The sequence below is a fragment of the Pseudomonas sp. S2_A10 genome, assembly GCF_054668465.1.
Genome location: NZ_CP162773.1, coordinates 17,020 through 32,304, shown reverse-complemented (window position 1 = coordinate 32,304; position 15,285 = coordinate 17,020). Strand labels below are relative to the sequence as shown.

Annotated in this window: 10 protein-coding genes, 2 tRNA genes and 3 rRNA genes; 9 read left to right on the top strand and 6 right to left on the bottom strand. The window is 55.2% G+C overall.

The features are described 5' to 3' along the window. Positions 1-12 precede the first annotated feature (12 nt). Positions 13-1,821, top strand: a complete 1,809-nt coding sequence (locus AB4N41_RS00135; RefSeq protein ID WP_252876667.1) for an aminopeptidase P family protein — start codon at positions 13-15, stop codon at positions 1,819-1,821. A 44-nt stretch (positions 1,822-1,865) separates the two neighbouring features. Here the strand turns inward: AB4N41_RS00135 and AB4N41_RS00130 are convergent, their stop codons facing one another. Further along, positions 1,866-2,462 (bottom strand): 2-hydroxychromene-2-carboxylate isomerase, encoded by a 597-nt coding sequence (locus AB4N41_RS00130; protein ID WP_252876666.1) that lies wholly within the window; start codon positions 2,460-2,462, stop codon positions 1,866-1,868. Between the two features lie 41 nt (positions 2,463-2,503). Further along, complete coding sequence (locus AB4N41_RS00125) at positions 2,504-3,232, bottom strand: SDR family oxidoreductase (RefSeq protein WP_252876665.1); 729 nt, start codon at positions 3,230-3,232, stop codon at positions 2,504-2,506. A 91-nt stretch (positions 3,233-3,323) separates the two neighbouring features. On the opposite strand from AB4N41_RS00125, the gene AB4N41_RS00120 reads away from it, so the two are divergent. Next, positions 3,324-3,893, top strand: a complete 570-nt coding sequence (locus AB4N41_RS00120) for a TetR/AcrR family transcriptional regulator (protein WP_095182158.1) — start codon at positions 3,324-3,326, stop codon at positions 3,891-3,893. Here the strand turns inward: AB4N41_RS00120 and AB4N41_RS00115 are convergent, their stop codons facing one another. Together AB4N41_RS00115 and rhtA are read right to left on the bottom strand one after the other, a co-directional pair. Then, positions 3,894-4,175, bottom strand: coding sequence for a hypothetical protein (locus tag AB4N41_RS00115; RefSeq protein ID WP_095182157.1), 282 nt, complete (start codon positions 4,173-4,175; stop codon positions 3,894-3,896). A 168-nt stretch (positions 4,176-4,343) separates the two neighbouring features. After that, positions 4,344-5,231 carry a threonine/homoserine exporter RhtA gene (gene rhtA, locus AB4N41_RS00110; RefSeq protein ID WP_252876664.1) on the bottom strand — a complete coding sequence of 296 codons (888 nt, stop codon included), beginning with the start codon at positions 5,229-5,231 and terminating at the stop codon, positions 4,344-4,346. A gap of 667 nt (positions 5,232-5,898) precedes the next feature. Between rhtA and AB4N41_RS00105 the strand changes: the two genes are divergently transcribed. From AB4N41_RS00105 to mrdA, 6 genes are all read left to right on the top strand, one after another. After that, positions 5,899-7,435: ribosomal RNA gene (locus AB4N41_RS00105) — 16S ribosomal RNA — on the top strand. Between the two features lie 123 nt (positions 7,436-7,558). Next, positions 7,559-7,635 (top strand) — tRNA-Ile (locus AB4N41_RS00100). A 10-nt stretch (positions 7,636-7,645) separates the two neighbouring features. Next, positions 7,646-7,721 (top strand) — tRNA-Ala (locus tag AB4N41_RS00095). 238 nt (positions 7,722-7,959) lie between these two features. Next, positions 7,960-10,853, top strand: a 23S ribosomal RNA gene (locus AB4N41_RS00090). Between the two features lie 154 nt (positions 10,854-11,007). Continuing rightward, a 5S ribosomal RNA gene (rrf, locus tag AB4N41_RS00085) occupies positions 11,008-11,123 on the top strand. Together the 16S, 23S and 5S rRNA genes with 2 tRNA genes alongside form the textbook arrangement of a ribosomal RNA operon. Positions 11,124-11,314: 191 nt before the next feature. Continuing rightward, positions 11,315-13,207 (top strand): penicillin-binding protein 2, encoded by a 1,893-nt coding sequence (gene mrdA, locus AB4N41_RS00080; protein ID WP_041477368.1) that lies wholly within the window; start codon positions 11,315-11,317, stop codon positions 13,205-13,207. 44 nt (positions 13,208-13,251) lie between these two features. On the opposite strand, the gene AB4N41_RS00075 is transcribed toward mrdA, so the two are convergent. Then, positions 13,252-13,656 carry a lysozyme inhibitor LprI family protein gene (locus tag AB4N41_RS00075; RefSeq protein ID WP_252876663.1) on the bottom strand — a complete coding sequence of 135 codons (405 nt, stop codon included), beginning with the start codon at positions 13,654-13,656 and terminating at the stop codon, positions 13,252-13,254. Positions 13,657-13,696: 40 nt separating this feature from the next. Next, the gene (locus AB4N41_RS00070) at positions 13,697-14,611 is read right to left on the bottom strand and encodes an ADP-ribosylglycohydrolase family protein (protein WP_252876662.1); all 915 of its coding nucleotides are present in this window, start codon (positions 14,609-14,611) and stop codon (positions 13,697-13,699) included. 176 nt (positions 14,612-14,787) lie between these two features. Between AB4N41_RS00070 and AB4N41_RS00065 the strand changes: the two genes are divergently transcribed. Then, the gene (locus AB4N41_RS00065) at positions 14,788-15,276 is read left to right on the top strand and encodes an SRPBCC family protein (protein ID WP_016775506.1); all 489 of its coding nucleotides are present in this window, start codon (positions 14,788-14,790) and stop codon (positions 15,274-15,276) included. The last annotated feature ends 9 nt before the right edge of the window (positions 15,277-15,285 follow it).

Here is a 15,285-nt window from a genome sequence, read left to right as displayed (position 1 = left end):
GCAGGAGACATGATGAGTTCCCACACCTTGACCGAAGGATCGGTGCCTCAGCGCCTGGCGCATACCCGTGAACTGATGCGCCGCGAAGGCATCCATGCGCTGCTGGTGCCGTCCGCCGACCCGCATCTTTCGGAATACCTGCCGGGTTACTGGCAGGGCCGGCAATGGTTGTCGGGTTTCCATGGCTCGGTCGGTACGCTGATCGTCACCGCTGATTTCGCCGGTGTGTGGGCCGACAGTCGTTACTGGGAACAGGCGACGAAAGAGCTCAACGGCAGCGGCATCGAACTGGTCAAGCTGCAACCGGGGCAACCGAGCCCGCTGGACTGGCTGGCCGAACAAACCCCTGAGGGCGGCGTGGTTGCGGTCGACGGCGCGGTAATGGCAGTGGCGTCGGCGCGTACGCTGAGCAGCAAACTCGAAGCACGCGGCGCTCGCCTGCGTACCGATATCGACCTGTTGCAGGAAGTCTGGCGTGAACGCCCGAGCCTGCCGAACGCGCCGATCTATCAGCATCTGCCGCCGCAAGCGACCGTCAGCCGTGGCGAGAAGCTGGCGAAATTGCGCGAAACCTTGCAAGAGCGTGGCGCCGATTGGCACTTCATCGCCACCCTGGATGACATCGCCTGGCTGTTCAACCTGCGTGGTGGTGATGTCTCGTTCAATCCGGTGTTTGTTTCGTTCGCCTTGATCAATCAGCAACAGGCCACGCTGTTCGTGGCGCTGAGCAAGGTCGATGCCGATCTGCGCGCCGTACTGGAGCAGGATGGCGTGACGCTGCGTGACTACAGCGAAGTGGCCGATGCGTTGCGTGCTGTGCCGAGTGACGCGAGCCTGCTGGTCGATCCGGCGCGAGTGACCACGGGGTTGCTGGATAACCTCGAAAGTGGCGTGAAACTGGTCGAGGGCCTCAACCCGACTACGTTGGCCAAATCGCAGAAAAGCGAAGCCGACGCTCAGCACATCCGCAAAGCGATGGAGCAGGATGGCGCGGCGTTGTGCGAATTCTTTGCCTGGCTGGAATCGGCGTGGGGACGCGAGCGCATCACCGAACTGACCATCGACGAGAAACTTACCGCTGCCCGTGAACGTCGTCCCGATTACGTTTCGCTGAGCTTCAACACGATTGCCGCGTTCAACGCCAATGGCGCGATGCCGCACTATCACGCTACCGAAGAAGAGCATGCGCTGATCGAGGGCGATGGTCTGTTGCTCATCGATTCCGGTGGCCAATACCTCGGCGGTACCACTGACATCACGCGGATGGTCCCCGTGGGCACGCCGACGCAAGAGCAGAAGCAGGATTGCACGCGCGTGCTGAAAGGCGTGATTGCCTTGTCGCGGGCACGTTTCCCGAAAGGCATTCTGTCGCCGCTGCTCGACGCCATCGCTCGTGCGCCGATCTGGGCTGACAACGTCGACTACGGTCACGGCACTGGTCATGGCGTGGGCTATTTCCTCAACGTTCACGAAGGTCCGCAAGTGATCGCTTATCAGGCGGCACCGGCGCCACAAACGGCAATGCAGCCGGGGATGATCACCTCGATCGAACCCGGCACTTATCGCCCGGGCCGCTGGGGCGTGCGCATCGAAAACCTGGCGATGAACCGTGAGGCCGGCAGCAGCGAATTCGGCGACTTCCTCAAGTTTGAAACCCTGACGCTGTGCCCGATCGATACCCGCTGCCTGATTGCTGACCTGCTGACCCACGAAGAAAAGCAGTGGCTGAACGACTACCACCGCGAAGTGCGTGAGCGACTGAGTCCATTGCTGGATGGCGCGGCGCTGAGCTGGTTGAACGAGCGCACTGTGGCCATTTGATCGATTTACCCAAGGCGCCGCTCGCGGTGCCTTGGGGCTTGGCTTCAGTCCTGGCGCAATGCCTCTTCCACGAAGTCGAGTCGATCCTGACCGAAGAACAACTGATCGCCGATAAACATGCTGGGGGCACCGAAAACGCCGCGCTTGATCGCGGCTTCGGTGTTTTCCTTGAGTGCGGCTTTGACTGATTCATCGTTGGTCAGCGCGATTATCTCTTGGGGGTCTAAGCCGTTTTCAGTCAGCACGGCAGCAATGGTTTGCGGATCGTTGAGGTTACGACCTTCTACCCAAAGCGCCCTGAACAGGCAATCGACGAACTCCGCGAAACGCTGCGGCTGGCGCATCTGCATGCCAGTGACGGCACGCATCAATATCAGTGTGTTGATTGGAAAGTGCGGATTGAATCTGAGCTGTACGCCGTAGCGTTTGGCGAAACGATCGAGGTCCTGAAACATGTAGCGGCCCTTGGCCGGAATCATTGCCGGCGAAGCGTTGCCGGTGGCTTTGAACACGCCACCCAACAGCATCGGGATGTAGATCAGTTCGCTCTGGGTATCGGCGCAGATTTTCGCTAGCTGAGTGTGCGCCAGATAGGTGGCGGGGCTGCCGAGGTCGAAATAGAATTCCACGGTTTTCGTCATGATCAAATTGCGCTCTTATTGTTGTAATGAGGGAGGAGGGCTTACCAGCGTTCGTTCCAGGGCCGAAGGTCCAGCTCAAAAGTCCAGGCATCCCGTGGCTGACTGTGCAGATACCAATAGTTTTCAGCGATGTGCTCGGGATTGAGAATGCCGTCCTGATCCTTGGTCGCGTATTTCTCGGGAAAGCTGTTGCGGATGAAGTCGGTATCGATCGCACCATCAACTACGACGTGGGCGACATGAATGTTCATCGGCCCCAACTCTCTCGCCATGCTTTGCGCCAGTGCGCGGATGCCATGTTTGGCTCCAGCGAAAGCGGCAAATCCAGAGGCGCCGCGCAACCCGGCCGTGGCACCAGTGAACAGAATCGTACCGCGCTGCCGAGTGACCATGCGCTTGGCCACTTCACGGGCATTGAGAAAACCGGAGAAGCAGGCCATCTCCCAAATCTTGAAATATTTACGCGCGGTTTCTTCGAGAATGCTGCAGGGCACGTTGGCGCCGATGTTGAAAACAAAGGCTTCGATCGGGCCGACGCGGGTTTCGATGTCTTCGATCAAGGCGATGACGTCTTCTTCCTTGCGCGCATCGCAGGCAAAACCATGGGCCTCACCGCCCTCAGCGATGATTGCGTCAACCAGAGGCTGCAATTTGTCGGCGCTGCGCCGGGTCACGCAGGCTATAAACCCCTCACTGGCAAAGCGCTTGGCAATCGACCCGCCGGTGGCATCACCGGCACCGACAACCAACACGACCTTCTTGTTATTCATGGGTGAATCCCTTTGGGTTAACGATCGTTTAGTTAACGAACGTTATGCTAGGATTTGGGCAGCGTCAAGGCGATCTACTTCAGGAGATGACATGCGTTATTCGGCCGGACACAAATCGGAAACCCGCGAACGATTGCTGCAAAGCAGCGCGCTGTCGGCAAAGAAATCGGGGTTTTCCACGGTGGGCGTGGATGGCCTGATGAAAGCCATCGGTTTGAGTGGCGCCGCGTTCTACAGCCACTTTGCATCCAAGGATGCGTTGTTCGCTGCCATCGTCGAGCGAGAGTTGAGTGAAAGTCTTGAGCGCCTTGGTGGCCAGGGCGGTGCAGATCGGCAGCGGCTGGAGCGTTGTCTGAAGCAGTACCTGAGCATGGCCCACGTCGAGCAACCAGAGTCCGGTTGCGCGCTGCCGACATTGGGCGCGGAGATTGCCCGTGCCGATGTACAGGTGCGTGAGCAGGCTGAAGAATGGATCTGCCGCCTTCAGCAGGGCTGGGCCGAGATACTGGAAAGCGAGAGTCTGGCCTGGTCGGTGCTGTCGCAATGCGTGGGCGCATTGGTGGTTGCGCGGATGCTGGCAGCACCGGACGTGCAGCGTACGGTGTTGCGCTCGAGTCACGAGGAAATTACACGTCAGCTCGCTTTGCCGCGAGCCGAGTAGTTATTTGCAGATGACGATCATGCTGCGGCTGGTATAACCGGCGGGGTTCAGGCCGAACGGATAATCGCCAGGTTCCTCGACGACATCCCCGGATTTGGCGATCACCTTGTAACCCTTGGGGGCGCAGGAGTTGGCTGCGCTGGTGTAGCACTTGTCCCATGAGGATGAAAGACCGGAACAGTTGATGTGCAGTCCCTTCTTGCCGCGTTTGACCTGGGTTTCCGAAGTCGCCGCGCAACTCGCGATCGCCAGCAGGGCGATCATTAGCAAAATTCGTTTCATTACCATCCTTAATAGCGGCCGCGAGTCTGGTGCTCGGGTCTGCCTGTATTCGCTCGCGTTTGCAGCGTGGTGCCGTCCTTTGCGAAAAAAATCCATGCCTGGCGATGGGTTACGCAGCTAAACATGGCCTAAATGAGCGCCAATTACCAGAGCCACTTTCGCTACGCTTCAGTCAGCCGCGACAGCAGGCTTTGCTCCGCTACCCATGGTCATGGTTGCGCCCACTGAAGCCAGAATAATGCACAGGATGGCCAGCCATTGTGACAATGAAAGGTATTCCTGGAGAAAAAGCAGGCCTGACAGCGCGCCGAAGGCCGGCTCGATACTCATGAGCGTGCCGAAGGTGCGCGCGGGCATACGCGTCAGCGCGACCATCTCCAAGGTATAGGGCAGGGCGGTCGACAGAATGGCAACGCCGATAGCGACTGGAATCAACGATGGTGTAAGCAGCGCAGCACCGGCATGAACGATTCCGATCGGTGCCACGAACAGCGCGGCGATCATTACGCCGAGGGCTGCCGTCGTCACCCCGTTATCGGCGCCGGCCTTTTGCCCGAATAAAATGTACAGCGCCCAGCAGACCCCGGCGCCCAGCGCATAGCCCGCTCCGACCAGATCAATGCCGACAGTGGTTGCCCCGGTAGGTATCAATAGAAGCAAGCCGGCCGCAGCAAGCGCAATCCATACAAAATCGATGGCTCGGCGAGACGCATATATAGCTACAGCCAGAGGGCCGGTGAATTCCAGCGCAACGGCGATGCCCAGCGGCACTGTGCGCAGCGACATATAAAAGAGGAAGTTCATTCCACCCAATGCCATTCCGTAGACGATCACGGTACGAAGAGACTTGGCGGTCAGCTTTGCACGCCATGGGCGCAGTATCAGCAGCATGATCACGCTGGCAAAGATCAGGCGAAGAGTGGTTGTTCCTTGTGCGCCGATAATGGGGAACATGCTTTTGGCCAGAGAAGCGCCCGACTGGATGGACGCCATGGCTATCATGAGCAGGCAAACCGGAAACAATGTGGAAGCAAGGGAGCGGGGTTGATCATTCATTGCGCGGCAGCATCCAAGGCAAAAACACAGTATTGTTGTGGTAGTGGGCAATATACTGCGCATTGGATGGGGTCGCGTCTATATATAGAAAGCGTTTTTGCTGATTTGAAAGAAAAGCGAAATTAACGGTTGACGGCAGATTCCAGAGGTCTATAATTCGCCCCACTTCCGGCGCAGTCGAAACGGAAAACTCCTTGAGATTCAAAGAGTTACGCGGTTTTCGACAGCGGCTTGCTTCAGGTCATCGAAGTCTGGAAGGAGTTGAAAGAGCAGTGATGTGTAGCTCTTTTAACGGTTCGATCTTCTCGGTCGAAAGCGGAGAAAAAGAGGTGTTGACAGCAGCGATTAACGCTGTAGAATTCGCCTCCCGCTAACGAGAGATCGGAAGCGCAAGTGGTTGAAGTTGTTGAAGAATTCTTCGAAAACTTCTGAAAATAATCACTTGACAGCAAATGAGGCTGCTGTAGAATGCGCGCCTCGGTTGAGACGAAAGATCTTAACCAACCGCTCTTTAACAACTGAATCAAGCAATTCGTGTGGGTGCTTGTGCAGTCAGACTGATAGTCAACAAGATTATCAGCATCACAAGTTACTCCGCGAGAAATCAAAGATGTAACCAACGATTGCTGAGCCAAGTTTAGGGTTTCTTAAAAACCCAAAGATGTTTGAACTGAAGAGTTTGATCATGGCTCAGATTGAACGCTGGCGGCAGGCCTAACACATGCAAGTCGAGCGGATGAGAGGAGCTTGCTCCTGGATTCAGCGGCGGACGGGTGAGTAATGCCTAGGAATCTGCCTGGTAGTGGGGGACAACGTTTCGAAAGGAACGCTAATACCGCATACGTCCTACGGGAGAAAGCAGGGGACCTTCGGGCCTTGCGCTATCAGATGAGCCTAGGTCGGATTAGCTAGTTGGTGAGGTAATGGCTCACCAAGGCGACGATCCGTAACTGGTCTGAGAGGATGATCAGTCACACTGGAACTGAGACACGGTCCAGACTCCTACGGGAGGCAGCAGTGGGGAATATTGGACAATGGGCGAAAGCCTGATCCAGCCATGCCGCGTGTGTGAAGAAGGTCTTCGGATTGTAAAGCACTTTAAGTTGGGAGGAAGGGCAGTAAATTAATACTTTGCTGTTTTGACGTTACCGACAGAATAAGCACCGGCTAACTCTGTGCCAGCAGCCGCGGTAATACAGAGGGTGCAAGCGTTAATCGGAATTACTGGGCGTAAAGCGCGCGTAGGTGGTTTGTTAAGTTGGATGTGAAATCCCCGGGCTCAACCTGGGAACTGCATCCAAAACTGGCAAGCTAGAGTATGGTAGAGGGTGGTGGAATTTCCTGTGTAGCGGTGAAATGCGTAGATATAGGAAGGAACACCAGTGGCGAAGGCGACCACCTGGACTGATACTGACACTGAGGTGCGAAAGCGTGGGGAGCAAACAGGATTAGATACCCTGGTAGTCCACGCCGTAAACGATGTCAACTAGCCGTTGGGAGCCTTGAGCTCTTAGTGGCGCAGCTAACGCATTAAGTTGACCGCCTGGGGAGTACGGCCGCAAGGTTAAAACTCAAATGAATTGACGGGGGCCCGCACAAGCGGTGGAGCATGTGGTTTAATTCGAAGCAACGCGAAGAACCTTACCAGGCCTTGACATCCAATGAACTTTCCAGAGATGGATTGGTGCCTTCGGGAACATTGAGACAGGTGCTGCATGGCTGTCGTCAGCTCGTGTCGTGAGATGTTGGGTTAAGTCCCGTAACGAGCGCAACCCTTGTCCTTAGTTACCAGCACGTAATGGTGGGCACTCTAAGGAGACTGCCGGTGACAAACCGGAGGAAGGTGGGGATGACGTCAAGTCATCATGGCCCTTACGGCCTGGGCTACACACGTGCTACAATGGTCGGTACAAAGGGTTGCCAAGCCGCGAGGTGGAGCTAATCCCATAAAACCGATCGTAGTCCGGATCGCAGTCTGCAACTCGACTGCGTGAAGTCGGAATCGCTAGTAATCGCGAATCAGAATGTCGCGGTGAATACGTTCCCGGGCCTTGTACACACCGCCCGTCACACCATGGGAGTGGGTTGCACCAGAAGTAGCTAGTCTAACCTTCGGGAGGACGGTTACCACGGTGTGATTCATGACTGGGGTGAAGTCGTAACAAGGTAGCCGTAGGGGAACCTGCGGCTGGATCACCTCCTTAATCGACGACATCAGCTGCTGCATGAGCTCCCACACGAATTGCTTGATTCATTGAAGAAGACGATAGAAGCAGCTTTAAGCTCCAAGCTGATAGCTCTGAGCTAACAGTTACAAGCTCGAAATTGGGTCTGTAGCTCAGTTGGTTAGAGCGCACCCCTGATAAGGGTGAGGTCGGCAGTTCGAATCTGCCCAGACCCACCAATTTTGTTATGGGGCCATAGCTCAGCTGGGAGAGCGCCTGCCTTGCACGCAGGAGGTCAGCGGTTCGATCCCGCTTGGCTCCACCATAAACTGCTTCGAAGTTTGAGAGTTTAGAAATGAATATTCGAGCTGAATATTGATTTCTAGTCTTTTGATTAGATCGTTCTTTAAAAATTTGGGTATGTGATAGAAAGATAGACTGAACGTTACTTTCACTGGTAACGGATCAGGCTAAGGTAAAATTTGTGAGTTCTCTTAGTTGAGAAATTCGAATTTTCGGCGAATGTCGTCTTCACAGTATAACCAGATTGCTTGGGGTTATATGGTCAAGTGAAGAAGCGCATACGGTGGATGCCTTGGCAGTCAGAGGCGATGAAAGACGTGGTAGCCTGCGAAAAGCTTCGGGGAGTCGGCAAACAGACTTTGATCCGGAGATGTCTGAATGGGGGAACCCAGCCATCATAAGATGGTTATCTTGTACTGAATACATAGGTGCAAGAGGCGAACCAGGGGAACTGAAACATCTAAGTACCCTGAGGAAAAGAAATCAACCGAGATTCCCTTAGTAGTGGCGAGCGAACGGGGACTAGCCCTTAAGTGGCTTTGAGATTAGCGGAACGCTCTGGAAAGTGCGGCCATAGTGGGTGATAGCCCTGTACGCGAAAATCTCTTAGTCATGAAATCGAGTAGGACGGAGCACGAGAAACTTTGTCTGAATATGGGGGGACCATCCTCCAAGGCTAAATACTACTGACTGACCGATAGTGAACTAGTACCGTGAGGGAAAGGCGAAAAGAACCCCGGAGAGGGGAGTGAAATAGATCCTGAAACCGTATGCGTACAAGCAGTGGGAGCAGACTTTGTTCTGTGACTGCGTACCTTTTGTATAATGGGTCAGCGACTTATTTTCAGTGGCGAGCTTAACCGAATAGGGGAGGCGTAGCGAAAGCGAGTCTTAATAGGGCGTCTAGTCGCTGGGAATAGACCCGAAACCGGGCGATCTATCCATGGGCAGGTTGAAGGTTAGGTAACACTGACTGGAGGACCGAACCGACTACCGTTGAAAAGTTAGCGGATGACCTGTGGATCGGAGTGAAAGGCTAATCAAGCTCGGAGATAGCTGGTTCTCCTCGAAAGCTATTTAGGTAGCGCCTCATGTATCACTGTAGGGGGTAGAGCACTGTTTCGGCTAGGGGGTCATCCCGACTTACCAAACCGATGCAAACTCCGAATACCTACAAGTGCCGAGCATGGGAGACACACGGCGGGTGCTAACGTCCGTCGTGAAAAGGGAAACAACCCAGACCGTCAGCTAAGGTCCCAAAGTTATGGTTAAGTGGGAAACGATGTGGGAAGGCTTAGACAGCTAGGAGGTTGGCTTAGAAGCAGCCACCCTTTAAAGAAAGCGTAATAGCTCACTAGTCGAGTCGGCCTGCGCGGAAGATGTAACGGGGCTCAAACCATACACCGAAGCTACGGGTATCACCTTCGGGTGATGCGGTAGAGGAGCGTTCTGTAAGCCTGTGAAGGTGAGTTGAGAAGCTTGCTGGAGGTATCAGAAGTGCGAATGCTGACATGAGTAACGACAATGGGTGTGAAAAACACCCACGCCGAAAGACCAAGGTTTCCTGCGCAACGTTAATCGACGCAGGGTTAGTCGGTCCCTAAGGCGAGGCTGAAAAGCGTAGTCGATGGAAAACAGGTTAATATTCCTGTACTTCTGGTTATTGCGATGGAGGGACGGAGAAGGCTAGGCCAGCTTGGCGTTGGTTGTCCAAGTTTAAGGTGGTAGGCTGAGATCTTAGGTAAATCCGGGATCTTAAGGCCGAGAGCTGATGACGAGTGTTCTTTTAGAACACGAAGTGGTTGATGCCATGCTTCCAAGAAAAGCTTCTAAGCTTCAGATAACCAGGAACCGTACCCCAAACCGACACAGGTGGTTGGGTAGAGAATACCAAGGCGCTTGAGAGAACTCGGGTGAAGGAACTAGGCAAAATGGCACCGTAACTTCGGGAGAAGGTGCGCCGGTGAGGGTGAAGGACTTGCTCCGTAAGCTCATGCCGGTCGAAGATACCAGGCCGCTGCGACTGTTTATTAAAAACACAGCACTCTGCAAACACGAAAGTGGACGTATAGGGTGTGACGCCTGCCCGGTGCCGGAAGGTTAATTGATGGGGTTAGCTAACGCGAAGCTCTTGATCGAAGCCCCGGTAAACGGCGGCCGTAACTATAACGGTCCTAAGGTAGCGAAATTCCTTGTCGGGTAAGTTCCGACCTGCACGAATGGCGTAACGATGGCGGCGCTGTCTCCACCCGAGACTCAGTGAAATTGAAATCGCTGTGAAGATGCAGTGTATCCGCGGCTAGACGGAAAGACCCCGTGAACCTTTACTATAGCTTTGCACTGGACTTTGAATTTGCTTGTGTAGGATAGGTGGGAGGCTTTGAAGCGTGGACGCCAGTTCGCGTGGAGCCATCCTTGAAATACCACCCTGGCAACTTTGAGGTTCTAACTCAGGTCCGTTATCCGGATCGAGGACAGTGTATGGTGGGTAGTTTGACTGGGGCGGTCTCCTCCTAAAGAGTAACGGAGGAGTACGAAGGTGCGCTCAGACCGGTCGGAAATCGGTCGTAGAGTATAAAGGCAAAAGCGCGCTTGACTGCGAGACAGACACGTCGAGCAGGTACGAAAGTAGGTCTTAGTGATCCGGTGGTTCTGTATGGAAGGGCCATCGCTCAACGGATAAAAGGTACTCCGGGGATAACAGGCTGATACCGCCCAAGAGTTCATATCGACGGCGGTGTTTGGCACCTCGATGTCGGCTCATCACATCCTGGGGCTGAAGCCGGTCCCAAGGGTATGGCTGTTCGCCATTTAAAGTGGTACGCGAGCTGGGTTTAGAACGTCGTGAGACAGTTCGGTCCCTATCTGCCGTGGACGTTTGAGATTTGAGAGGGGCTGCTCCTAGTACGAGAGGACCGGAGTGGACGAACCTCTGGTGTTCCGGTTGTCACGCCAGTGGCATTGCCGGGTAGCTATGTTCGGGAAAGATAACCGCTGAAAGCATCTAAGCGGGAAACTTGCCTCAAGATGAGATCTCACTGGAACCTTGAGTTCCCTGAAGGGCCGTCGAAGACTACGACGTTGATAGGTTGGGTGTGTAAGCGCTGTGAGGCGTTGAGCTAACCAATACTAATTGCCCGTGAGGCTTGACCATATAACACCCAAGCAATTTGCTGACCTGAAAAGGCACCAGATTGCGGTGTGTGAAGACGAAACGAACCGAAAGTTCGAAATTCACAAACACCTAGCTGTCACATACCCAATTTGCTGAAGCGAGGCCGTCTGGTCCCGAGTCAGTACCCGAATTTCTTGACGACCATAGAGCGTTGGAACCACCTGATCCCATCCCGAACTCAGCAGTGAAACGATGCATCGCCGATGGTAGTGTGGGGTTTCCCCATGTGAGAGTAGGTCATCGTCAAGATTAAATTCCGAAACCCCAATTGCGAAAGCAGTTGGGGTTTTGTTTTGCCTGCGAGAAAGTTTTTAGCCTGCCACCGGGGAAATTCATCCTGAAGTGGATGGCGAGTTTTGGTATGGTGCAGCTCGTTTTTTAACGGACTGATGTCCTGCCCACGGATCGGCACTCATTTACGTCTAAGAGTTGCTGTAGAAATGCCTGAACCAATCCCGATCAAGGACCATGAAAAAGAGACGAGGCTGGTCAACAAACGCTTGATTGCCTGTGCTCTGTTCGTGTTCGCCATCAGCTGCGCTTTGGTGGTGCGCCTGTACATTCTCCAGGTCGTGGAATTCGATTACCACTCGACCATCTCCGAAAACAACCGTGTCCATGTCCTGCCGATACCGCCGACGCGGGGATTGATCTACGACCGCAACGGCGTATTACTCGCCGACAACCGTCCCAGCTACAACCTGACCATCACCCGTGAGCGTGCAACCGACGTCAATCAAGAATTGGACGAAGTCATCAACTTGCTGCACTTGCCTGCTGAAGACCGCACGGTATTCGACAAGGCGATGAAGCAATCCCGGCATCCATTCACACCGGTCACACTGTTTTATGAGCTGACGGAAGAGCAGATCGCCGTCCTGGCGGTGAACGAATTTCGCTTGCCGGGCATTGATGTCGAACCGCAGTTTGTCCGGCACTATCCTCTCGGCGCACATTTCGCTCATTCGATCGGTTATGTCGGTCGGATCAATGAAAAGGAAGCTAAAACCCTCGACTCCGTGGAATACCGAGGTACGCAGTCCATTGGTAAAACCGGTATCGAGCGTTTCTATGAGGCGCAGTTACACGGCCATGTCGGTTACGAAGAAGTCGAGACCAATGCTCAAGGCCGCGTGCTACGGGTACTCAAGCACACCGATCCGGTGCCAGGCAAAAACATCGTCCTGAGCCTCGATGTAAAGCTGCAGGAAGCTGCCGAAGCTGCTTTGGGAGACCGTCGTGGTTCAGTGGTAGCTCTCGACCCGTCCACCGGAGAAGTGCTGGCGATGGTCAGCAATCCGAGTTTCGATCCGAATCTGTTCGTCACCGGGATCAGTTCGAAGGAATATTCAGCGCTGCGGGATTCCATTGATCGGCCATTGTTCAACCGCGTGTTGCGTGGTCTGTACGCCCCGGGCTCGACGATCAAGCCGGAAGTCGCTATCGCTGGTCTGGACGCCGGCGTCGTGACCCCGCAGACCCGCGTATACGATCCCGGCTATTACCAATTACCGGACTTCGATCACAAGTATCGCAACTGGAACCACAGCGGTGATGGCTGGGTGGACATGGACGCGGCGATCATGCGTTCCAACGACACCTACTTCTATGATCTGGCGCACAAGCTTGGCATCGATCGTCTGCACGACTACATGGCGATGTTCGGCCTTGGTGAAAAAGTCTCGCTGGACATGTTTGAAGAGTCCCCCGGTCTGATGCCGTCGCAAGCGTGGAAACGCGCTACACGGCGACAGGCCTGGTATCCCGGCGAGACGGTTATTCTCGGCATCGGCCAGGGATACATGCAGGTCACACCGCTGCAATTGGCCCAGGCCACTGCCCTGATCGCCAATAAGGGGATATGGAATCGGCCGCATTTGGCCAAGTCGGTCGACGGTGTAGCTCCGGTTGATGAGCATCCAATGCCAAATATCCTGCTTAAAGATCCGCGGGATTGGGAGCAGGTCAACCACGGTATGCAGATGGTCATGCACGATGCTCGAGGCATTGCCCGTGCGGCCGCTGCGGGGGCGCAATATCGCATCGCCGGCAAGAGTGGTACGGCGCAGGTGGTGGCGATCAAGCAGGGTGAGCGTTACAACCGCGAGAAAACCCTTGAGCGCCACCGTGACAACGCCCTGTTTGTAGGATTCGCACCGGCCGAGCATCCGAAGATCGCCATCTCGGTAATGATCGAGAACGGCGAGGCGGGTGGTCGTGTTGCCGGTCCAGTAGTGCGGCAGATCATGGACGCCTGGTTACTCGATCAGGATGGTCACCTTAAACCTCAATACGCTGCGCCGAGCAAAGCGCCGGGCGATCCTCACGTCTGAGGCGTAACGGTTCACAGCACAGGCTCCGTAAGCGGAGCCTGTGATTACGCACCGGGTACCGGGCAGCTCATATCACCTTCCTCACATTTCAAATACTGCTTGAGGGTTTCTACTCTGGCCTTGGTTACGTCTGTAAGACAACTACTGTAAACCAATGGATACACACTCCCGCCTGCCACCCCAGAAGCCGAAAACTTGCACTCGGCATCCCGAAAGCTGACCCACGCCCGCTGCGCGTTGACCAGCAGCTTCTTTCCGTCCGGGTTGTCCTTCAGGCGTCCGGTGATCTGCTGATAGAGCGTATTCAGTTCCTTGTCTGCCGCTTTGAAGGCTTGCCCCGCGCATTGATTCATCGTCGACTGATCGCTGGCGTTGGCGCAATCAACGGCGGCATGGGCGAAAGGGGCAAACAAAAAGGGCGCAGAGGCCAGAAGCAGACGCACTGACATAAGATTCTCGCTGTATCGAGTGGAAAGAGTGTATCGAGTGTTATGTACGTAGCCGGGAGGCCTCAAGCAAGCGATCCGCAGTGGCGGTGATTTCCTCGCCTTCATGCAACTGCTCCAGCCAGTGCTCGGGAATCGCCCGAGCGCCGTAGTAAGTACCGGCCAACTGACCCACGATAGCAGCTGTGGTATCCGCATCATCACCGAGATTGGCTGCTTTCAGTATCGCGTCAGCGTACGTTTGCGTGTGATGGAAGCACCACAAAGCGGCTTCCAATGATTGCACGCTATAGCCGCTGCCCTTGATTTCGTTTTCTTTTTTGCCGAGATACTCACCCCGCGCGATCGCAACCACCTTGGGTTGCGAATACTCTGCAAGTAGCGATTGGCGCAGTTGCGTTTTGTCGGCTCCCTCAAGCGCTCGTGCGATCAGATCAGCCAGCAATTGGCAGCACTCGATTGCCTCCGGCGCCGCATGGGTTGTGCGCGAACTGTCGGCAGCGTGGATCTGGATCTGTCTAGCGTCGGGAAAATAAAACAGTACGACAGGAGCCAATCGCATCAGCGACCCGTTGCCAGCAGTCAATGGATCAGTCGACCCCGCGAAAGGCTTCCCGGTTCGCTGAAACTGTTCCAGCGCCTGGCTCACGGTCATGCCGATGTCGAAACATTCCCCGGTGGAGCTCAGATATCCCCATTTCCACCAATTGAGATAGCGGCCCATCTGATCAGCCGCGTCGAAACCGTTTTTGCGCAGCAGGCTCTCGGCCAGGCAGAGTGCCATTGAGGTGTCATCGGTCCATTGCCCTGGCTTGAGCTGGAACGGGCCACCGCCGACCATGTCGCTCAGCGGCTGGAATGATCCTCGCGGCTGGAACTCAACTGTTGTGCCGACCGCATCGCCGCAAGCCAGGCCGAGGAGGGCGCCGCGATACCGATCGGCAAGAGAGGGCTGCATGATTCGTCCTTGTTTCTGCGGATTCGCTGGAAAGATAACAGGTCAAGCGGCGCCGATCACAGAGCGCAAACTACCGCAGGATGTGTCTGCTCGGATCGATGCCTGCAGCGCCTGGATACAACTTCGCATTGGACATGTGGTCATACAAGCCTAGTGTTCAGAACAGGAGGTGACGTATGAAACCAGTACCTAACAGTTTCGAACGCAAGATCACGCTCAAGGCGTCGCGTTCCCATGTCTGGCGCGCATTGGTCGATGCAGAGGCGTTCGGCCAGTGGTTTGGCGTGGCACTTGAGGGCCGGCGCTTCATTGCCGGTGAGTGGACGCAGGGCCAGGTCACGTACCCCGGTTATGAACACGTATTGTGGAATGTGCTGATCGAGCGGGTCGAGCCGCAGCAGTTGTTTTCTTTCCGCTGGCACCCGTATGCGGTCAACCCGAAGATCGACTACTCGCAAGAGCCGACCACGCTGGTCAAGTTCGAATTGCAGGACTTCGAGGACGGCACTCTACTCAAGGTCTCGGAGTCCGGCTTCGCGCACATCCCTGATATCCGTCAGAAAGAAGCGTATTACATGGACAGTCGCGGCTGGGAGGAGCAGTTGAGCAGGCTTGAACAGTTTCTCGCCGAAAGCGCCAGGGCTCGTGAAAGCGGCGGTGCCTGACGGACCTAG

What these genes read in the sequence shown, in the direction of transcription:
- AB4N41_RS00135 (WP_252876667.1), top strand. Translation starts at nt 13, where the DNA reads ATGAGTTCCCACACCTTGACCGAAGGATCGGTGCCTCAGCGCCTGGCG.
- AB4N41_RS00130 (WP_252876666.1), bottom strand. Translation starts at nt 2,462, where the DNA reads ATGACGAAAACCGTGGAATTCTATTTCGACCTCGGCAGCCCCGCCACC.
- AB4N41_RS00125 (WP_252876665.1), bottom strand. Translation starts at nt 3,232, where the DNA reads ATGAATAACAAGAAGGTCGTGTTGGTTGTCGGTGCCGGTGATGCCACC.
- AB4N41_RS00120 (WP_095182158.1), top strand. Translation starts at nt 3,324, where the DNA reads ATGCGTTATTCGGCCGGACACAAATCGGAAACCCGCGAACGATTGCTG.
- AB4N41_RS00115 (WP_095182157.1), bottom strand. Translation starts at nt 4,175, where the DNA reads ATGAAACGAATTTTGCTAATGATCGCCCTGCTGGCGATCGCGAGTTGC.
- rhtA (WP_252876664.1), bottom strand. Translation starts at nt 5,231, where the DNA reads ATGAATGATCAACCCCGCTCCCTTGCTTCCACATTGTTTCCGGTTTGC.
- mrdA (WP_041477368.1), top strand. Translation starts at nt 11,315, where the DNA reads ATGCCTGAACCAATCCCGATCAAGGACCATGAAAAAGAGACGAGGCTG.
- AB4N41_RS00075 (WP_252876663.1), bottom strand. Translation starts at nt 13,656, where the DNA reads ATGTCAGTGCGTCTGCTTCTGGCCTCTGCGCCCTTTTTGTTTGCCCCT.
- AB4N41_RS00070 (WP_252876662.1), bottom strand. Translation starts at nt 14,611, where the DNA reads ATGCAGCCCTCTCTTGCCGATCGGTATCGCGGCGCCCTCCTCGGCCTG.
- AB4N41_RS00065 (WP_016775506.1), top strand. Translation starts at nt 14,788, where the DNA reads ATGAAACCAGTACCTAACAGTTTCGAACGCAAGATCACGCTCAAGGCG.